This window comes from Bombella sp. ESL0385, from assembly GCF_009725755.1.
GTDB classification, from domain to species: domain Bacteria; phylum Pseudomonadota; class Alphaproteobacteria; order Acetobacterales; family Acetobacteraceae; genus Bombella; species Bombella pollinis.
The window spans coordinates 31,024-51,313 of the sequence record NZ_WNIJ01000004.1; the positions used below are offsets into that span (position 1 = coordinate 31,024).

General features: G+C 54.1%; 19 protein-coding genes and 1 other RNA gene. 7 read left to right on the forward strand and 13 right to left on the reverse strand.

The window, feature by feature from the left end:
• The first annotated feature begins 51 nt into the window (after positions 1-51).
• On the forward strand, positions 52-1,161 hold the full coding sequence (gene fbaA, locus GM557_RS08275; RefSeq protein WP_155573876.1) for a class II fructose-bisphosphate aldolase: 1,110 nt from the start codon (positions 52-54) through the stop codon (positions 1,159-1,161).
• Between the two features lie 39 nt (positions 1,162-1,200).
• Here the strand turns inward: fbaA and GM557_RS08280 are convergent, their stop codons facing one another.
• Together GM557_RS08280 and thyX are read right to left on the reverse strand one after the other, a co-directional pair.
• Complete coding sequence (locus GM557_RS08280) at positions 1,201-1,509, reverse strand: hypothetical protein (RefSeq protein WP_155573877.1); 309 nt, start codon at positions 1,507-1,509, stop codon at positions 1,201-1,203.
• Between the two features lie 7 nt (positions 1,510-1,516).
• Positions 1,517-2,422 carry an FAD-dependent thymidylate synthase gene (thyX, locus tag GM557_RS08285; RefSeq protein ID WP_155573878.1) on the reverse strand — a complete coding sequence of 302 codons (906 nt, stop codon included), beginning with the start codon at positions 2,420-2,422 and terminating at the stop codon, positions 1,517-1,519.
• A gap of 90 nt (positions 2,423-2,512) precedes the next feature.
• Here thyX and ssrA point away from each other — a divergent pair.
• The 3 genes from ssrA to GM557_RS08300 all read left to right on the forward strand — a co-directional run bounded on the left by ssrA (position 2,513) and on the right by GM557_RS08300 (position 4,652).
• Positions 2,513-2,832, forward strand: a transfer-messenger RNA (tmRNA) gene (gene ssrA / locus GM557_RS08290).
• Between the two features lie 113 nt (positions 2,833-2,945).
• Positions 2,946-3,539 (forward strand): SspB family protein, encoded by a 594-nt coding sequence (locus tag GM557_RS08295; protein WP_155573879.1) that lies wholly within the window; start codon positions 2,946-2,948, stop codon positions 3,537-3,539.
• A 15-nt stretch (positions 3,540-3,554) separates the two neighbouring features.
• Positions 3,555-4,652 (forward strand): AbrB family transcriptional regulator, encoded by a 1,098-nt coding sequence (locus GM557_RS08300; protein ID WP_155573880.1) that lies wholly within the window; start codon positions 3,555-3,557, stop codon positions 4,650-4,652.
• A gap of 70 nt (positions 4,653-4,722) precedes the next feature.
• On the opposite strand, the gene GM557_RS08305 is transcribed toward GM557_RS08300, so the two are convergent.
• On the reverse strand, positions 4,723-5,589 hold the full coding sequence (locus tag GM557_RS08305; protein ID WP_155573881.1) for a hypothetical protein: 867 nt from the start codon (positions 5,587-5,589) through the stop codon (positions 4,723-4,725).
• An 84-nt stretch (positions 5,590-5,673) separates the two neighbouring features.
• Positions 5,674-5,889, reverse strand: a complete 216-nt coding sequence (locus GM557_RS08310) for a hypothetical protein (RefSeq protein WP_155573882.1) — start codon at positions 5,887-5,889, stop codon at positions 5,674-5,676.
• Between the two features lie 199 nt (positions 5,890-6,088).
• Here GM557_RS08310 and GM557_RS08315 point away from each other — a divergent pair, with 199 nt between their 5' ends.
• Both GM557_RS08315 and GM557_RS08320 read left to right on the forward strand, forming a co-directional pair.
• Positions 6,089-7,270 carry a transglycosylase SLT domain-containing protein gene (locus GM557_RS08315; protein WP_230873328.1) on the forward strand — a complete coding sequence of 394 codons (1,182 nt, stop codon included), beginning with the start codon at positions 6,089-6,091 and terminating at the stop codon, positions 7,268-7,270.
• A gap of 26 nt (positions 7,271-7,296) precedes the next feature.
• The gene (locus tag GM557_RS08320; protein ID WP_155573883.1) at positions 7,297-7,857 is read left to right on the forward strand and encodes a DUF1643 domain-containing protein; all 561 of its coding nucleotides are present in this window, start codon (positions 7,297-7,299) and stop codon (positions 7,855-7,857) included.
• A 14-nt stretch (positions 7,858-7,871) separates the two neighbouring features.
• Here the strand turns inward: GM557_RS08320 and dld are convergent, their stop codons facing one another.
• The 9 genes from dld to GM557_RS08365 form a co-directional block, all read right to left on the reverse strand.
• Positions 7,872-9,587, reverse strand: coding sequence for a D-lactate dehydrogenase (gene dld / locus GM557_RS08325; RefSeq protein ID WP_155573884.1), 1,716 nt, complete (start codon positions 9,585-9,587; stop codon positions 7,872-7,874).
• 167 nt (positions 9,588-9,754) lie between these two features.
• Positions 9,755-11,644: a DNA mismatch repair endonuclease MutL gene (gene mutL / locus GM557_RS08330; RefSeq protein ID WP_155573885.1), complete on the reverse strand. Its 1,890-nt coding sequence runs from the start codon at positions 11,642-11,644 to the stop codon at positions 9,755-9,757.
• A 47-nt stretch (positions 11,645-11,691) separates the two neighbouring features.
• The gene (locus GM557_RS08335) at positions 11,692-12,228 is read right to left on the reverse strand and encodes a DUF3035 domain-containing protein (protein WP_155573922.1); all 537 of its coding nucleotides are present in this window, start codon (positions 12,226-12,228) and stop codon (positions 11,692-11,694) included.
• 82 nt (positions 12,229-12,310) lie between these two features.
• On the reverse strand, positions 12,311-12,856 hold the full coding sequence (gene lspA, locus GM557_RS08340) for a signal peptidase II (RefSeq protein ID WP_230880654.1): 546 nt from the start codon (positions 12,854-12,856) through the stop codon (positions 12,311-12,313).
• Positions 12,853-15,822 carry an isoleucine--tRNA ligase gene (gene ileS / locus GM557_RS08345; protein ID WP_155573886.1) on the reverse strand — a complete coding sequence of 990 codons (2,970 nt, stop codon included), beginning with the start codon at positions 15,820-15,822 and terminating at the stop codon, positions 12,853-12,855. Before ileS ends, lspA begins: the two co-directional genes overlap by 4 nt.
• 67 nt (positions 15,823-15,889) lie before the next feature.
• Positions 15,890-16,819 carry a bifunctional riboflavin kinase/FAD synthetase gene (locus GM557_RS08350; protein WP_155573887.1) on the reverse strand — a complete coding sequence of 310 codons (930 nt, stop codon included), beginning with the start codon at positions 16,817-16,819 and terminating at the stop codon, positions 15,890-15,892.
• Between the two features lie 31 nt (positions 16,820-16,850).
• A complete protein-coding gene (locus GM557_RS08355) occupies positions 16,851-17,153 on the reverse strand; it encodes a twin-arginine translocase TatA/TatE family subunit (protein ID WP_155573888.1) in 303 nt (100 codons plus the stop codon).
• Positions 17,154-17,261: 108 nt separating this feature from the next.
• Positions 17,262-17,738 carry a CHAP domain-containing protein gene (locus tag GM557_RS08360; protein ID WP_370513460.1) on the reverse strand — a complete coding sequence of 159 codons (477 nt, stop codon included), beginning with the start codon at positions 17,736-17,738 and terminating at the stop codon, positions 17,262-17,264.
• Between the two features lie 26 nt (positions 17,739-17,764).
• Positions 17,765-18,370 carry a regulatory protein RecX gene (locus tag GM557_RS08365; protein WP_155573889.1) on the reverse strand — a complete coding sequence of 202 codons (606 nt, stop codon included), beginning with the start codon at positions 18,368-18,370 and terminating at the stop codon, positions 17,765-17,767.
• Between the two features lie 90 nt (positions 18,371-18,460).
• Here GM557_RS08365 and GM557_RS08370 point away from each other — a divergent pair, with 90 nt between their 5' ends.
• Positions 18,461-20,143, forward strand: coding sequence for a D-aminopeptidase (locus GM557_RS08370; RefSeq protein ID WP_155573890.1), 1,683 nt, complete (start codon positions 18,461-18,463; stop codon positions 20,141-20,143).
• Positions 20,144-20,290 lie beyond the last annotated feature (147 nt).

A 20,290-nucleotide genomic window follows, 5' to 3' on the forward strand; every position in this document is an offset into this window, starting at 1 on the left:
GGCTATGCTTGTCAGCGTTGGCTTTTGCCCTCCTCTATAAAGAATCCTTAGATGTCTGCGTCTATATCTCCCCCCTCTGCGACAACACCCATCACACCCGGTGTTGTTACTGGGGCAGCGTATAAAGCCCTTATACAACGCTGCCATTTGGGCCGTTATGCTCTCCCTGCGGTGAATGTTAGTAGCTCGACCACGGCCAATATGGCCCTAGAGGCAGCGCGGCGGAATCGTGCGGACATCATCATCCAAATCTCTGCCGGTGGGGCGCAATTTTATGCCGGGCGCGGCTTGCCGGATAAGCAACAGGCTCACATCCTTGGTGCTGTTGCTTTAGCACGACATGTTCATCTTCTGGCGCGTCATTATGGTGTAGCGGTCATCCTCCATACAGACCATGCAAACCGGCCTTTATTGGGCTGGTTGGAGGGGCTGATTGAGGAAAATCGTCAGCATTATGGGCAAACAGGCCAGCCGCTTTTCTCCTCCCATATGCTAGACCTTTCTACGGAACCATTGGAGCAGAACATCGCTACCGCCGCCACGCTTTTGCAAAAACTAACCCCTCTCGGCATAGGGTTGGAAATTGAGCTTGGCATCACCGGTGGGGAAGAAGATGGCATCGGTACAGAGCTTACCGGCCATCATGCCGCAAAAAACCCAGAGCTTTATACAGAGCCGGAAGATGTTCTTACCGCATGGAAGGCCCTCTCCCCTTTAGGGATGCTCTCCATCGCGGCCTCTTTTGGTAATGTGCATGGCGTCTATAAACCCGGCAATGTATGCCTCCGCCCCTCTATTTTGCGCGATTCACAGGCTCTTATCGCTACGACATTCCAAACCGAGCCTAACCCGGTCCCGCTCGTTTTTCATGGTGGGTCAGGCTCGGATGAGCAGGATATCCGCCACGCTGTGGATTATGGTGTCTTTAAACTCAATATCGATACTGATACGCAATTTGCCTATGCCCAGGGTGTTGCGACCTATATTGATGCTCATAAAGAAGCTTTTCGCCGCCAAGTGGCACCTGACACGGGACGGCCGCTCAAACATGAATATGATATTCGTAACTGGATGCGCGCAGGAGAAGAACACTGCATCGCCCGCCTCACACGCGCCTTTGATGTCCTCGGCAGCCGTGGGAAAAGCGTTGTCGTCTCTTAGACGCTAAAAGCTAGGGGCTAGAGGGGCGCATCATAGCCCTCAATGCGCCATATGAGGCGGTGTTTGTGGGACACGCTGGCAGGAGGCCGTCCCCACTGTAACATGCTCGCATGAAGGTAAGGGACCATGCCGCCCCGGCAAGGGCCAGAAAAGCTCTATCCCTAATGAAATAGCCACTAAAAGACCCGCTAATAAAGCCCACGGCCAAAAGCGCGGCTCACGACCTAAAAGAGGTGGAATCCCCTGCTCATATTGAAAACGCCGCCCCTCTGCCAACAAGGATTCAGAATCCTGCACAGGCCCGGTGGGGCGGTCCTCATCATCAAAAGGGGCGGGGGAGGAAGGCACTATTCCTTCAACCTTCCAACACGGCTTGCATTTCTGTCCATTCCCGCTTTGTCAGGCCAGAGCTTTCCTGCGTGACGACCTCACCAGCAAGACGGCGGCGTAAGACCTTCAACATCCCAGCGGAGAAGCTATAAGCCCCTAGGCGATATTCCTCAAACGCCTGAGCGGTATGAGGCACCCATGCCTTGAGAATCTCGATCATCTTTTGGGCATAAACGCGAATCTCATATTGCGCGTGGGAATCAGCCCGCAAGGCGAGAAAATGCATCAAATTATGCAAATCAATCTTCCAATACCATTGTGTATAGGTATTGAGGGTAAGGTTAATACGGGCAAGCTCCCGCGCTACGCCCATCCCTTCTGGGTCCAGCATCTCCTCATAATCGCCGTAACATTGCAGCGCATCACGTTGGAGAATGGCAAGCACCTGTTGTGCTGTCTCCGCGCTCAAGCTTTCACCACGGCCTTGATGATTCACCGTACTTTGCGCGGCAATATGAGCAGGCTCTGGGAGATAGAACTCTTTATCCAACACAGAGTAACGCGCGGAATATTCATTCACGCTGGCCATGCGATGGCGAATCCACTGCCGTGCGACAAAGAGCGGGAGTTTCACATGGAACTTAATCTCACACATCTCAAAAGGTGTGGAGTGACGATGCCGCATGAGATAACGAATCAGCCCCGCATCCTCAGATGTTTTACGCGTCCCCTTCCCATAAGACACACGCGCAGCCTGCACGACGGCAGAATCGCCGCCCATATAATCCACAACCCGGATGAACCCATGATCCAGCAACGGGAAAGGCTCAAACAAAATCTCCTCCATCGCAGGGACGGTAGGACGAACCGTTTTATGCGGGGAGGCACGCAACGCCGTAATTTCGGATTGTTGCTCGTCTGTTAGGGCCATGATGTCTCTCCTGCTCACCTGCTTAGCGGAAGCCTTGATGTAGCCTTACAACTGCCCCTCCTGCAAGCCTAACCAGTAGGCTACTCTCTTATCCTTGCTATCGGCGTTAAGAGAGCGTATATCTTCTCCTGCTGGAGGCTTCGGCCTTAGCTATGGCGATAAACGGTAAATGAAATAAGTGTTGTGGACCCGGGGGCAGTGCCCGGCGTCTCCACCATCAACCTTTTAGGTTGGCTTAGGGGGACGAAACAGGCTCGACACGCATGGTAAAGATTTACTTTTTGCCCGGCATTGTACCGCCGTTATCGGGCTAATTTTACAAGTGCCAACGATAACTCTGAGGTGCTCGCTGTTGCTGCATAAGCGATAAGCGCGGTCCGGGGGGCACCGGGCAACAGAAGCCCCCCACCCATCCCCTTTTAAATGTGCAAAACCGTAAAGAATATACGGCTCGACCCTTGCGATTTTATCGTAGCTGTCGCACACCTAGAGAGCTTTTTATGAAACAGGTGAGGGTCCCTCCATGAGTGATGATACCAAAGGCCCAGATGGGTTCGATCCGACCCCGCCCAGCAGCCTCCTCCCTTACGATACATGGCTTGAAGAAGCGCATCGCGAGGTCATGCTCAAAGCTTTAGAGCATATTAGTGTGCATGGCCTGCCGGGGGAGCATCATTTCTATATGACCTTCCTCACCAGATTTCCCGGTGTTGTCATCCCTGCTGCGTTGAAAGAACGCTACCCAGAGGAAATGACCATCGTGCTGCAACATCAGTTCCAAAACCTCACGGTGGATCGTAGTGCGCGCTCTTTCTCTGTGGGGCTTTCCTTTGGGGGGGTGCCCAGTACGCTGCATATCCCCTTTGCCGCCATTACAGCCTTTGCCGACCCACATATTCATCTCGTCCTCCGCTTTACACCTCATTATGAGGAAGAAGCTCCCCCGGCGGAGGTTCATAATTTCCGTCCCACACCGCATGAGCAAAAGCCTGATCATGCGGCAAAAGATGATACACCTACCCCCGCTGCCGAAGGTGCGGAAGTTGTCAGCTTAGCCGCATTTCGTAAAAAGCCCGCGGCACAACATTCAGACGATACCGATGATTCTGACCGCTAAGCAGGGGCTGAGCGTGTGAGCCGTTTTTCCTTCTCATGGAAATCTTACAGCCTAAGATGGGCAGGGCTTGTTAGTCTCTCCGCGCTTATCTCTGGGGTGTTTTTACTACTCCATCTCACAGCGGGGATGATGCTAGGGCCAATGATTGCTGGCATTATTATGTCGCTCAAAGGCCGTGCCGTAACTGTAAAGCCTGTATTCTTTACAATGGCCCAAGCCATTCTTGCTTGTGTGGTGGTCAATAGCATTACGCTCTCTGTCCTGCATCATATTTTCTCACACTGGGCGTTAGTCCTCCTTAGTGTGCTGTCGGTTATTGTAGTCAGCTTCGCCACTGGTGCAGGGCTTGCGTGGTTTGGTGTCATGCCGGGAACAACGGCCCTTTGGGGCACCTCCCCCGGTGCGGCTTCCACTATGGTCATGCTCTGTGGGGCCTTTGGAGCAGATGCGCGCCTTACAGCTTTTATGCTCTATTTCCGCGTTATTATGGTAGCTGTGGCGACCTCGCTTGTCTCATGGGTTGTTGTCCGTACCCATCATGATATTGGGATACCCCCTCTTACACAGGGCAATCTCCTCCCCACCCTCAGCCTTATCATCCTTAGTACGCTCATCAGCCTCAAATTACGGATGCCAGCTTTAGCCCTTTTGCTGACCATCCTCATCGGGACGGCCCTACAATTGAGCGATCTTTTACATATTAGCGCGCCATTCTGGCTGCGTATCCCTGCTTATCTTATTATTGGCTGGTCTATCGGGCTGCGCTTTACGGCCCCCGTATTACGCTATGCGCTGCGTTCCATTCCCGCTGTTCTGCTTTCATCCCTTACGCTCATTATCGTCTGTGCTTTACTAGCCTTTCCCGTTGCCTATTTTGCAAAGATTGACCTGCTCAGTGCCTATCTTGCCACCAGCCCCGGCGGGCTGGATACCATCATCGTCATCAGTGCTAACATCCCCATTGCGTTACCATTTATCATTGCAATGCAGACCGCACGCATGATTGCCGTTGTCACACTTGGCCCAACCATTGCCCGCCCCCTTGGCCGTTGGCTAGAACGCCACGCACGCACCCCTTTGAGCGAAAAGCTCATCCCACAAACAAAAGATTAAGCATAAAAAGGGGGCCTACCTCACCGGCAAGCCCCCATACCGTACTCCCTATAATAGAGAGCAACAAGTGTTAGCTTTCTGCACGCAGCGCATCAAACTCATCAACCATATCAAGGCTATAATCTGACTTTGCCTTCTCTAAATGAGACTCCCAAAGCGGAACGTAATAGCCATACCCGGCAGGGTTTTGGAAGAACCAATGCCGCCACGCATGGAAGACATGGTCATGCTCACGGTAAGCAGGGTCGTCCAGCAAATGACGCGCGGCCGGAGGCTTAGCGGCGTGGAAATGCACAATCGTTGCGCGTTCATCCACACCCCAATAAGGCTTCCAGTTGAAACGAGCTGATAGCGGACTCCAATGCGCATTATAGAAGATGCGCAATAGTTCTTGGTCATATCCTGCAATATGGTCAAGATTTTCACATAAGAAATCCACCATCGCGGGGAGGTCATTACGCATGCGCTCAAGGTTCATCACCATGACCCCGGAGTTCATGTCGCTATAATAATCCTGCTTCCCAAATTGGCCACAGGCCGCGAAGATGGCGGGCTTGCAGAACTCAAGCTGCGGGTCCTTCATGAACATCACATCGCAATCAGTATAAAGAACATACTGATCTTCCGTCTCCAGCAAGGGCAGCTCCAAGCGCATAAACGCCCCAGCAGCGGTAAGGATGTAATTGGGCCATTCCGGCTTTAGGCGACGCTGTGCGTCTAATAAGCGGTCATAAAAATGCAAACGGTGAAAGATAACCGTCACACCCGCAGCCCGCATTTCCCGCGTGAAGTCACATTCATTACCATCAAAGACCATGTGTGGAACCAAGTTCGTATTCTCACGTGCGGAGCGCACGGCAACACGAATACAATCTATGAACCCATGGTCCGGGTCATTAGAAAGCGTTGCCTCTGTAATTGCAAAAAACCACTTCATTATTTAACGTCCCTTAAAGCCGTATAAGCCCTATCGAAATAGTTTGATCGCGCACCACTCTATGCCGATCTATTTAAAAGATGATTACCAGTTCTTAGAAATCAACCAAAACTCTTCTGATGTCAGGGTGATAGTGCCCTGATGCCCTGTCTCCGCAGCGGCTTTAGCAAGAGCATGGATCCGCTCTATCAAGAGAGTCTTACGCTGGGTCACTTCAGATGGCTCCTCTGCCTTTAGGGTCTGCAACGCCTGCTCTGCTACTTTCGCAACACGGCCTGCATCCAACGCGGCATATGACATCCTTCTATACCCCAATCTCTAAGTTCAACACATCACTACCCATAACACTGCATAGTCTTAACGACCTTATAGAAAATCAGAGCAGCGAAGGCTAGATTTATAAGTTAACATAATTTTTACCAAACGCACCTATTTATCTCCATTTTTATAATTTCATGATAAAAAAACCTCCTTTACCGCCTTTGCACTGGACGCCTCCATGATTTGCACTGCTGCTGCCCCTGCACGTATGGTCCGTTTCTTTTTGGCTTTGCTCCTGCCTACTTTGCTGGCGGCCTGTGCCTCCCACCCAACCACACCGGCCATGCCTGTGATGGAGGAACAAGCTGATTATCGCGCTCATGCGCGCTCACATTACACACCTCCCGGGCCCCCTGATGACCCTTGGGGGCCTTATATTGAGGAAGCCTCCAACCGTTTTGATGTCCCCACGGAATGGATTCGCGCTGTCATTCATCAAGAATCGGGTGGGCATCTTTATGATAGTTCGGGCAATTTTATTACCTCTACGCCCGGCGCAATGGGGCTAATGCAGATTATGCCTCCCTCTTATGATGATCTCCGCGCCCAATATAATCTCGGCCCCGACCCTTACGACCCGCACGATAACATTTTGGCAGGCACGGCCTATCTCCGCCAAATGTATGATATTTATGGCTCCCCAGGCTTTTTAGCGGCCTATAATTATGGCCCCGGAAGTTTGGACCATTATCTCCGCCAAAATCGTGCCCTCCCACGCGAGACACGCAATTATGTTGCGGCCATTGCGCCTAAAATCGTTGGGATTTGGCCACGTCAACGCTCGCAAAATGACCTCATTGTCGCCCGCCACGACCGTACAGCGAGGATGAGCCGCCATTATAATCCAGAGGCTGCCCTACCGGCTGATGCCGCCCCAATCGCCGAGCAAGCCGTCCAAACTGCGGAGACGCAGGATATACGCGCCGCTTGGGCTTCACGCGGCTTCACGCCATCACCGGTAGAGCCGGTCGCTCCTCCACTGCAACACACAGCCCCCCAACGGGCAAAGCCGCGGCCAGAGGCCAATACGCTCCGCATCCGCTCTATCCCGCTAGCTGACGCCCCCACCAGCCGTACACGCGCTACAGATATGATGGCGGAATCCACCCATGATTGGGCCATTCAGCTTGGGAGCTATGCAGGGAAAAACCAAGCTCATATGACGGCCACAAAATTACGCCCCCGCATCACCCCCATTGCCGGTGAGGCCGTCATCCACATTATGCAAACACACACAAATCACGGCACGCTCTACCGCGCTCGTTTGACAAATCTTACCCATAGTCAGGCTGTCGATGCGTGCAGACGCCTCCATGGCATCTCCCCTTGTGTAACAGTCCCCCCCGGGGCCCATTTTTAAGCCTTCCCCATCTCTGGAGATGATTTATGGCTAAATCAACGCATCATGTCGGGACGGCTAAACCGCTGCGTTTGGCGGATGATGTCACCAGCACAGCCCGTTATGACGGACCGGGGGAATGCTACCGTTACACCCTACGCCGTGTGTGGGATGAGACAAAACCGCTCATTATGTGGGTGATGATGAACCCCTCTGTCGCCACAGAATATGGAGATGATCGCTCTGTTGCAAAATGCCAGCGTTATAGTCGCAAATGGGGCTATGGCGGGATGTTTGTAGGCAATAGCTTTGCGTATCGCTGCACAGACCAAAAACGCCTTTTGGAAGTCCCAGACCCTATTGGGCCTGAAACAAATCATTATCTTTTAGAGATGGCCGCCCATGCAGAGCGCATCGTGCTAGCCTATGGCACGCCACAAGCCAAAGCACTCCGTGCCCGTGGGCCTGAGGTTGCTTTGCTCTTACTGCGCGCGGGGTACGAGGTCACAGCCCTCAGGCTTAGCCGCAAGGGCCACCGGCCAGAACATCCGCTCTATCTGCCAGAAACCCTCACCCCCATCCCCCTTAGGGAAGACGATTTTCTCTAAAAGTTCTTCTTCCCTTAAACGCTCTCAGCAACCCAGTTTTTTTGCTTGGTCTGACGGCCAATGCCGGGATTTAGACAATTACAGGGGTCCAATTTGCGATAATGCTCCACCATGCTTTGCGGGGCTTGGTAGAGATGGCCTACATTATGCTCAGCAGGATAACAAGCTCCGCGTTTATCGAGCAGAGGCCACATCATAGTTTTTTCCACCTCCATCGGGTCCACACCGGCTTTAACCACATAATCCTGATGCATGACATGGCAGAGGAAGTGCCCGTAATAGAGCTTCATGACTAATTTATCGTCTATCTCTGGGGGGAGTTGCTCAAACCAATCCCAGTCATTACGGCGGAGGGCAATATCCAAAGCCATCATACCGCCCGTCATATGGGCGTGGACGACATTATAACGATTAGCCGCCCCGGCTGCGGCAAAACGATGCAAAAAGGCTAATTTGCCTTCCTCTGCAGTACAGGTAAAGAAGGCCCCTTCACCCTCCCCACCCTCAGCAAAAAAGCGGTCTAACCATGGCTGCACCTGCTGCGCCAAACGGCCTGACACCCGTAGCATGAGGTGATGCTCATAGCGTTTATGATAAGCCATTAAACGCGCGGGGACTTGCGAGGGCAAAAGACGACTTACAGACTGCATCACCCGGTCGCTCAACCCATCAGGCACCCACTGAAACCGGCGAGATAGCGAATCCACCCACGCTTTCGCACGAAATAGCGCAGGTAGATGCTTCGTCCCCAAATAGCGAATCATCGCCACAGTATCCCGCCCGTAATGATCGGTGACCTCAAAAGCATCACGGTGCATATATTCACCAGCGATGGGAAGTTCCTCAAACTCTGTCAACAAGGCACGGCGCACAGTTTCCAGCGTTTTGGTCTGGTTTGTCCCAAGGTAAAATACGGCTGTCTCCTGCGCGGCGGGGAATGTATCTAACCGCACCGCAAAGACAATCAACTTCCCCGCATTGCCAGAGGCCTCAAATAAACGGCCGGGATCTGCATTATACCGGCCCGGCGTCTCTGCATCGACCTGCCGAATCCGCGTTACATAATCATCATCATGGGCTTTTTGCTGACCCGACCAATCAACATCCTCTGGATGATATTGGCCATGCTCTAAGGCTTCTAAAACCTCCTCGGCCGTTTGCGCATTGGGGAAGCGTATGCCTAGATGATTGACCAGATGCAGCTTACCGTGTGCATCTACCTGACCATAAAGGGCCATCTCCGTATAGGCCGGCCCCCGCTGGACGAGTGCACCGCCGGAATTATTACTCACCCCACCCAAGACAGAAGCCCCGATGCAAGATGAGCCAATCACTGAATGAGGCTCCCGCCCAAGAGGCGCAAGCCGGTCCTCCAGCTCGTAGAGGTCTGCCCCGGGGAGGCAGACAACTTGCTTACCCTCCCCAAGAAGCTGAATCCCTTTTAATCGCCTTGTACTGATGAGAATGATGGGGCGGTCATAATCATCCCCATCGGGGGTGGAACCACCTGTCAGGCCAGTATTAGAGGCCTGCATTAAAATGATACGCCCTGCTGCTACCGCAAGCGTTGCCACATGCCATAGCTCGACCAACGAACGTGGAATCACGACCGCTTCCACCTTGCCATCACCAAAGCGAAAGCCCTTACGATACCCATAAGTGGCTCCCTCCGCTGTTAGGACGTTACGTTTCCCAACAACGGTTTTTAGGTCATCAACAATCGCGGTCATGTCATCCTCTTTTTAAGACATTCTTTTAGGAGGTTCCTTCCAGTCAAGAGAGGCCCCACCTCTGTGGCGTTAGCCTTACCGCTCTTTTCTGCCTAAAACCTATAGGGTGCGCCCCATAACTGCCTGAAAATATGTCAAAAGACTGTGAGGGGCCTGTTGATGGGACGTTATTTTACCCGGCCGAATAATGTCTCTAGCCCTGCGCGGTCTAGCCGTAACCATGTAGGACGACCATGAGGACAGGTATTAGCGCGCGGGTGCTGCTCCATCCCCCGTAAGAGAGCCTCCATCTCCTCCTGCTTGAGGATGCGCCCGGCCCGAATACTGCCATGGCACGCCATCCGCGCCATGATGGCCTCAAACCGGGACTCCAAACTATCCGTCTGCCGTGCTGCTAAATCGGGCATTTGGGCGAGTTCTTCGGCTACATCGCGCAGCAACCCGGCAACATCACCACCGCTTAACGGGGCAGGAAGGCTACGGACAAGGATGCTCCCACTGCCAAAGGCCTCAATCTCTAACCCCAAACCGGCAAGCTCCTCCGCGCACTGCAAAAGGGCTATGCTTTCATCATGAGGGAGGTCCACAACCTCCGGCATGAGGAGAGCCTGTGCGGTTATAGCCCCCTCTGCAAAACGCGCACGCAAACGCTCATGCGTTAAGCGTTCATGCGCGGCATGTTGGTCGGTGAGGATTAAATCCCCATTCGGCGCGATGGAGAGAATATAAGTGGCGTGAATCTGCCCAATCGGCACACCGAGAGGATAAGAAGGCGGTACAGTTTGCGGCTCTGATGAATCCGGCTGCACGGCCATCGCACGCTCATCCAACCCAGCAAATGCCGTAGTGTAAGAACGCTGCCCCTCTGCTACGCCCTCACCATGCTGGCTACGCCCCCCTTGCGGAGGTGTTAGACGCCGTACGGAAGGGCCAAACCCAAAATCCCGCGCAGGAATAGTGTCTAACCGTTGTTGGGAAGCGGAGGCGTGGCTTTGGCTTAACTGGGCTGCCTCTTGCCCTGCATGGCGACCAATGACGCTAAGGTCTGCCTGAATCCCACCGCCTTCACCTGCCCCACGCGCAAGGGCACGGCCTACCGCCCCAATCACAAAGCCACGCACCTCGGCCTCATCAGCAAAACGCAGCTCCGTTTTAGCGGGATGAACATTCACATCCACACGCTCTAACGGTACTTGAAGATGCAATAAGAAAATGGGAAAACGCCCACGCTCTATCACAGGCCTATAAGCAACGCGCACCGCTGTTCTTAAAACGGGGTCCACCACGGGACGATGATTGACGAGCATGAATTGCCCTGCCCCCGTGCGCCGGCTCTCCCCCGGCCCACATAAATAGCCGCTTAACCGCATAGCCCCGCGTTGCTCATCCAGATGCAGCAAGTTATCCTCAGGCACCGCTAAAATAGAAGCAACACGGCCCGGCATATCTTGCGGCGGTAGATTCATAATCTCTCGCCCATCAAAGGTAACGCGAAAGGCACATTCTGGCGCGCTAAGGGCAATCCGGCGCATGACGCTCTCAGCATGGCCGCTTTCAACCCGCACGGTTTTAAGAAACTTCCGCCGCGCTGGTGTGGCGAAAAACAAATCCCGCACCACAACGCGCGTCCCTACGCTGCCTGCCGCGGGGAAGGGGCCTTTCATCACCCCGCCTTCCACCGATAACTCCCATGCGGACTCTGCCTCTGCCGTACGGGATACTAAAGATAAGCGGGCACTCGCCCCAATGGAGGGCAAAGCCTCCCCACGGAAGCCTAAAGTCTGAATGGCTGTTAAATTATCATCAGGTAACTTGGAGGTACAATGACGCTGCACCGCGAGGGGAAGCTCCTCCGCATCCATCCCTCGACCATTATCGACAACCTCAATAACGTCACGACCACCACCGCGCAGAGCCACATCTATCCGTGTGGCCCCGGCATCTAACGCATTTTCGACAAGCTCTTTAAGGGCCGCAGCAGGCCGCTCCACCACCTCACCCGCTGCGATAAGGTCCACAACATGATCAGACAAACGGCGAATTACAGGCCGTGCCATATACCCTCCCCGTAAGAAGGCCTCGTAAGAGAGGAGGGCAAACCTCCTTACTTCTTACCGCTTTTCTTTAAAGTAGGCGTAGCGCCTTCTGTAAAGCTCTGCCCTAAAGCCTCTGCCTTTTGGATGCGGCGATTTTCGGCCTCACCATCAACCACACTCCCCGCACGGCCCCCGCGCCAGAAGAGCAGACTATCCACAAAGCCTGCATCAGCATCACCTAGCTCGGCATTAGTCGGTGCATGTGAGGCAGTAGCCGCATTCTTTACAAGGGCTTCTTGGCCTGCACTATCCGCCCCAGCATTAGGATGCAAGGCCGCATCAGGGTCCAGTGTCTCAAGAGCTTGCATACGCGGGCTTTCATCGGGACGGTTCGCACTGGCAGAACCCGGTAGAGCCAGTTGCTCCGATGGTGGCATGGAGAGGGGCGCACGCGTTGTGACCACATATTCATCCGGCAAACTACGCTTCAGGCCAAAGCCGCGCGCAACATCGCTACCAGAACAGCCCGCCAGCGCAAGCCCGACCGAGGCCGTAATCCCCAACCGAACCCCATAACGCATAATTGAAGGAGCAAAACGCCGCATGACAGGTTCCCGCATTGCACTGACAAGAAGATAGCTCAATCCTATAGCCGTCCTACCCTTAATGAGCAAGCCGCTTGTCATTTTATCCATGATGTGACCGCCTCTCTACCAAGAAAGAATCAAGCAGCCACAGCCCAACACCACACACAATGGCCGAATCTGCAATATTAAAAACGTACCAAGACCATTGCCCAATATGGAAATGGAGAAAATCCACCACAGCCCCGTAACGTAGGCGGTCAATCACATTCCCAATCGCCCCGCCAATAATCCCACCACAGGCAACACTTACCAACCGGCGGCGCGAACGTGCCAGCACACATAACAGCCCCAGTACAGCTAAAGCCGAAATGATGATAAACACCCATCGCCCATGCCCTCCAAACATGCCGAAGGTCACAGCGTGGTTCCACACCATCGTAAAATTAAGCCACGGGAAGATCACAACACTCCGTTTTGCAGGGAGGTCTAATCCCTGTAAAATCCATGCCTTACTGATTTGATCCACCAATAAGACGAGCAAAGCGACCACCACCCCAACACGCCGCCAACGCGGCGTAGATTGAGACGTCACAGGCGAGGAAGCCTTCGCCTCACTCTGAGGCTCCGACCCGGTTGGGGACATCATGCGCTTACCGCCTCCACACAGCGCAAGCAGAGATGCGTATGTTCCTCATTCTGCCCCACATCAGGTAGGACACGCCAACAGCGCGCGCATTTCTGCCCATCTGCACGGCGCACCTGTACGGGGTCTGCATCACTACCCTCTTGTAGATGTACTTCCGAAGCCAAGCACAGCGTCGCCCAATCCACACCCTCCGAAGCCGCTTGCTCCTCCGGCGTGAGAGAAAGGATCACTTGTGCTTCCAGCGAGGAGCCAATAAGCCCTTCCCGCCGTGCAGCCTCTAACGCTGTATTCACCCGGCGACGTACCTGACGTACCAGCTCCCAATGTTCGATTAAAACCGGGTTATGCCAGCCATCTTCAGGCACGAAGAAACGCTCTGCATGTACGCTACTTTCCGTCCCAAAACGCGCCTGCCATGATTCTTCTGCCGTAAAAACCAAAGCCGGGGCAAGCCATGTCGTTAAAGCACGATGGAGAATATCCAGCACGGTGCGTGCTGCACGGCGTTTAGGCGAATCCTTCGGGTCGCAATAGAGGCAATCTTTGCGGATGTCGAAGTAAAAGGCTGAAAGCTCATTGTTGCAGAAATTATGCAGCAGCGGGTAAACGCCATTCCATTGATGAGTCTGCACCGCTTCTTGAATACGCTGATACAGCTCGTAAAGGCGATGGAGGATATATTGCTCCAAAAGCGGCAGGGCCTTACGCGCTTTCTCGGTCGTTTTATAGCGTAATGCGCGCGCGGCATCCTCTGGGAACAGCTTATGCAACACCTTATCAGCTGGGGCAGAAACATCCTCCCACCCAAGCGGGATAGCTTCCTCTGCCTCAAACCCCTCAAGCGCGCCAAGCAACCAACGCAGCGTATTACGCACGCGGCGATACAGCTCGCCTTGTTGTTTGAGAATCTCCTTACTGATGCGGAGGTCCTCATTTGTATCGGAGTTCAACACCCATAGGCGCAATACATCCGCCCCTAGAGTCTCTGTAACATCCTTTGGCCCGATTGTATTGCCGAGGGATTTGGACATTTTCCGCCCTTGGCCATCCAGCACAAAGCCATTGGTCACAACCGCCTTATAGGAGGCCTCACCTTCTGCCCCAACACTCTCCAACAAAGAGGATTGGAACCAACCGCGATGCTGGTCTGAGCCCTCCAAATACAAATCAGCAGGGTAATTCACCCCTTCCTGATGCAGAACAAAGCGATGGCTGCATCCACTCTCAAACCAGACATCGACAATATCAAAGACTTGGTCATAATCGTCCGGGTTGCGGCCTTCACCAAGATAAATGGCAGGGTCCGTATCGTACCATGCATCTGCCCCACGCTCTTGGAAGCTTTGCACCACGCGGGCCATGACCTCCGCATCACGCAGCACCTCACCGGTGCGCTTCTCCACAAATACGGCAATCGGCACGCCCCAAGAGCGTTGGCGAGAAATACACCAATCGGGCCGTTGCTCAATCATGCTGGTTAAGCGGCGGCGCGCGCTTGCAGGAACGAAGGTAATATCCTCCAACGCATTAAGAGCTTTCTCCCGCAGGCCGGGGCCGCCCTCATCACCCTCACGCGGCTCCATCGCGATGAACCATTGCGGCGTTGCCCGGAAAATCACCGGCTTTTTAGACCGCCAAGAATGAGGATAAGAGTGGATAATCTCTGCCTGGGCCATCAAGCCACAAGCGGGCCGACCTGCCTTCTGCGCAACCTCGCGTACCTCGGTCAGCAAGCTGCATACAGGCTGCGTAGCCTTAAAGACATGCACACCGCCAAGCTCTGGCATCCACTCCACATAAGTGCCGTTATCACGGACCTCCTCCGTGACTTCCACCCCATGAGCGCGACAGAGCATAAAGTCATCATGACCATGGGCCGGAGCCATATGAACTAACCCTGTACCGGCATCAGTCGTGACAAACTCTCCCAGCAAGAGCGGCACGTCATAATCAAACCCACGCCCCCGCAAAGGGTGCGCAAACACAGCCCCCTCTAGGGCTTGGCCGGGCAAGCTATGCAGCACATTATAGGCGTTAAGGCCCGCTTCCTCCGCAAAAGCTGTAAGACGATCTTCAGCGATGAGCAGCTTGGCCCCCACAGGCACGAGGCTGCCCTCCTTCACGCTGGTAACCTGAATGACGCTATAGAGAATCTCCGGCCCTGCCGCGAGGGCACGATTGACGGGGATGGTCCATGGCGTTGTCGTCCAGATAACTGCAGAGACACCCTCTAGCTTATGGCCCTCTGTCGGGTCCTTCACATTCGGGAAGGCCACAAAAAGCGTTGTGGAGGTGATATCGTGATACTCGACCTCCGCTTCGGCAAGGGCTGTCTTTTCTACAGGGCTCCACATTACAGGGCGTAACCCACGATAAAGCCGCCCATTGAGCAAAAACTTGCCAATTTCTTCTACAATCTGGGCCTCGGAGGAGAAATCCATCGTCACATAGCGATGATCCCACTCTGCCTGAATGCCTAACCGCTTAAAATCCTCCCGCTGGGCCTCGACCCATTTTGCCGCATACTCACGACATTCCGCACGGAATTGGAGGACAGGCACAGCGTCCTTATCCTTGCCTTTTTTGCGATATTCTTCCTCAACTTTCCATTCAATCGGCAGGCCGTGGCAATCCCACCCCGGCATATAGCGGACCTCCGCCCCATCCATCCGATGCGCCCGGTTGATGACATCCTTCATCACCTTATTAAGCGCATGGCCGATATGGATATGCCCATTCGCATAAGGCGGGCCATCATGAAGGGTGAAGATACGCTCCGCCTTACGTCCTGCCTCGCGAATCTGCTCATCTAGCCCAGTCTCGGCCCATTGCGCCAAAATCTCTGGCTCCCGCTTGGGGAGATTCCCCCGCATAGGAAAAGAAGTTTTGGGAAGGAACACCGTACCGCGATAACGGTCTTGTTGTTCACGAAACAGGGTATCGGTCTTCTCGACAGACTCAGACATGGAATAGGCGCGCCCGCTTAATAGCTAAGAAAATACCCCTATTTATGGAGAGATGCCGCCTCTTTGGTCAAGCCCTTGTGGCAAGAACCTCCCGCGCTTGGGCAGCATCAAGAGCGATATGGGCTTTTAAATCATCCAAGGAAGCAAAGCGTTTTTCCTCCCGCAAAAGGGCAACAAGCTCTACTTTTAGTATCTGGCCGTATAGATCCTCATCAAAATCGAAAAGATGCGCCTCTAAGCGACTTTCCTGCCCATCATTAATTGTGGGACGGCGGCCAATATTCGCCACGCCGGGCACAAGACGCTCATCAGGTAAATGAACACGCACCGCATAAACACCCCGTGCAGGCTCGATATGCTCACCAAGTGCGATGTTAGCTGTTGGGAAGCCAAGCTCGCGCCCGCGCTGGTCCCCTTTCACAACCTCCCCCGTAATAGCCCAATAACGGCCTAATAATTCTGCTGCTTTTTCAGGATAGCCTTCCTGCAATAAACGGCGAATCCGACTAGAGGAAATCGGCCCAGCAACATCAGCAAGAGGCGGGACGATGCTCACACCTACCCCATGGGCAACCAGCAGGGCCTCCAATAAGGCCACATCGCCTTCCCGCCTATGGCCAAACGCAAAATCCGCTCCACAGGCCACATGGGCCACATGCAACCCGCCAATCAACACATCGCGCACGAAGGCCTCCGCCCCTATATGAGAGAAAGCCTCATCAAAACGAGCCTGCACAACACAACTTACGCCTTGCTCCTCCAACGCCTGAGCACGCATCTCCGGGCTCATCAACCGAAAAGACGGGTCTTGCGGGCGAAACAGAGTGCGCGGATGTGGCTCGAAGGTCAAAACCCCTAAGCGGCAGCCGGGGCGGGCCATTTTTACGCTCTGCACAAGATGGACATGCCCCCGATGCACACCATCAAAATTACCAAGGGCAATAGCCGCCCCCCAACAGGAGGGCGGCACAGCCTGCCAATTTGTACAGAAAATCATAACAGCTTTACCGCCGTATCAACGCCACAGCTTAGGAGCGCGGAGGGTGCTGAGGTTCATCATCAGCCATGCGGACATCAGCATGTTGTGTAGGCTGGCCTTGAGGAGGAACATTCGGCTGACCGGCCTGCGGGGCCTGCGCTGGTGGGGCAAGACGCTCCTCCGTCTGAGCGGGAGAGGCCCCTTCTTTATCATCCTCTGCCATGCCTTTTTTGAAGGATTTAATCCCTTTGGCAAAGTCCCCCATCAAGCTGCTAATTTTACCCCCACCTCCAAATAGTACCAAAACTATAACGGCAAGGATTACCCAGTGAATCGGACTCATGCTGCCCATAGGACCAAACTCCCTTATAACATTAAGGCCTTCTCCATGTGGCAGGGCCAGCACGATTGTGCAACCCCTCCCCATACATGAAACACCTCAATAATGACGCAAGCCATCCTAACGCATTGGTAAAATAAAGCCATAGGTTGGGTAACGCTCACGCCCCATCTGCCCGGAGGGGCCCCACCATACACGCACAAGCGACCAATCCCCGCGCGCGGAAACATCCTCTACTAGCGCATGACGCTCTATCCGCCCGCCAACCCAGTTGGCATGGTCAACCTCAATTTGCCGCCGCGTACGAATACGCCGTACGACAGACACATGACCATCCGGGATGCGCTTACTTGCCTTAAAAACCAACACGCTCCCCACCGCAGGCTTATGGCTACGCGGATAATGGCCACGAGCCTCCCACCACCATGCTGCCGCCCGACCACGCAATTTGATTGCACTCACCTGCCGTGCATAAGGCGCGCATTGTACCGGGCCATGATAAGACCCCACCGAGGAACTGCTACAGGCCCCAAGGGCGAGACATAACGACACGGCAAAAAGAGCCATAACCCGCCATGTTATCCCACGCATCACCATGATACTCCCCCTCCCTCAAGGCCGATTTATAAGGACCGGAATGCGATAATCATATCCTCAGCCTCCTCGCGCTCCATCGTCAAAGCGGCTTCAGCAATATCATGTGAAAATCCATTACGCGCAAAAATGGCTAGGAGTTTAAGCCGTTCCTTCTCCGGCCTATCAGGCCGTTGAAACGGCCCGATAGCACGCTTACGAGCCAAAATAAGAGCCGCTGTTAATTCCGCCTGACGGGCCTGCTCATCCCCAACCTCACCCAAACTTTCATCCAATGCCTGTTGGATGGTCTCTCGCTCCACCCCTTTCGCTTGAAGCTGCGCTTGTACGCCCCGGCGTGACCGACCCGACCGCGCCAGATAACGCGCTTTTGAACGCGAAAATACAGCATCATCCACCGCGCCTAGCCGTTGCATATCTTCTATAATCTGCTCAATCCACGGTTGGCAGTCTTGCTCCTTGATAGTGATATCTTCGGCGAACATACCGGCCCGTAAAGCCCGTATGCCCCAGCGTTTTACACGCCGTTGCAACATCTGCCGCAAACTTTGCCGCGTGGTGGCAAAGCGGGCCAGATGTGCCAAAGCCGCCTCGCGTAGTTTTTGATAGTCCGGTGCTGGTGGAAGGTCAGACATGCTTTCAGCCTATAGCCTGTCTTGCTCTAAACGTCCAAACTCCCTGCTTAATCACCGCCTGCCCCTAGCCCCGTTCGTGAAGGGACATTTATGTCTGCTCCTCATCCCCACATCTCCCGCTCTGAACGTATAAAGAAGGCTATTACCGCTATTCAGCACCGTTATCCCGGTCCGGGTGGGGCCGTGGCGGTCCTCCATGAAGGGAAGGTTATTGCGTGCCAGACATGGGGCTATGCGTCACTTGAACGCCGAATCCCTTTCACCCCAACAAGTTTGTTTCGTATTTGCTCCATCACCAAACAATTTACCTGCGCGACTATGCTCGCCCGTTATAACGACCCCGAAATCCTCGCCCCTTATATTCGTAAACGCCTCCCCCATCTCCTCTCTGACCCACCAAGCATTGCCCACTTAGCCCATAATCAATCGGGCTTGCGCGATTATTGGGCTGTAGCGATGCTCCATGGTGCAGCGATTGAAGGGCATTTCAGCCCTGCCGATTCTGAGAGAGTGATAGCGGGGACGCGCTCGCTCCATTTTATACCGGGGACATCCTATTCCTACGTGAATCAGAACTTCCGCCTCATTTCCGAAGCGATGGAGGAAGAAAGCGGGCTAAGCTTTGCCTCATTACTCCAAGAGCATATCTTTAAGCCTGTAGGCATGGACCATGCCATCCTCGCCGCCGAGACAACCGCCCTCCCAGACGGGACAACCGGTTATGAAGGCACAAAGGAGGGAGGCTATTGGCCTGCCCGTAATCATATTTATTGGACAGGTGATGCCGGGATGGCAGCCTCTCTTGAAGATATGATCGCATGGGAGCGGTTTATCGACCAACAGCGTGATGACCCTCAAGGCCTCTATAACCGTCTCTGCCCTATTGTACAGTTTGATAACGGCCATAAGGCCCCCTATAGCTACGGCCTCCAGCATGGTAAAATCGCAGGCTACGACATCACCTCACACGGGGGAGCCTTACGCGGTTGGCGGTCTAATCGGCTGCATTGTGCTAAGCAGCGTTTATCCGTGGTTGTGCTTTTCAATCATATGGCCCCAGCCCAACAGGCCGCGGCGGATCTGGCTCATGCCTTCTTAGGTGACGAAGCCGCTAAACCCACCCCCAGCCCTGCACGCTCCTGCCCTACATCCCCCCATATGTTAGAAGGCCTCTGGCTAGATGAGGAAACAGGGCTCTCCGCCCGCATCAGCGCAGCAGAACCGGGGAAATTGCAGCTCCGCTACCTTATGCTGCCGGAAACACTGGATATGATTGACCCTCACCTTGCAGAGAACGGGTCTGTCACGCTGCGGCATATCCACGATAAAACCATGCATACAACGCCGCCTAATAGAACGGAAGGCGCGCATATCCTCATGATTCGCCCGGGGGAAAATCGTCACGCCCTCCTCCGTCCCTACCCCACAACGCCTCAACCCTCCCTAGAGGATCTCACCGGCCTTTATGACTGTGAGGAGCTTGATAACGCCCGCATTACCATTACAAACCAAGGGGGCTTATTATATGGAGGCTTCTCTGGCTTTTTAGGCACTGGACGGATGGAACGGCTAGAACATTTAGGCCCGGATTTATGGGTTCTCCCCTGCCCGCGCGCTTTAGACCATACCGCCCCCGGTGATTGGACACTCCATTTTGAACGCCGCCACGGCCATATCCATCAACTCCGCATTAGCTGTTGGCTGGCCCGGAACCTGATTTATCAACGCCTTCCGAAACATGAAGCGGATAATATAGCCAGAACACCGGCTTAAAGAGCCCTTTTCCCGCATAGAGGAATTGACGCCAGCTCTTTCTCCACGCAGTATAGCATCCTATCCCCCCTGCTCTGCTCCTTCAGACAGGGGCGTTTTCCGTTGGATTAACGGGGACTGGATAGCCATTGTTTTGTCAAAACCGGG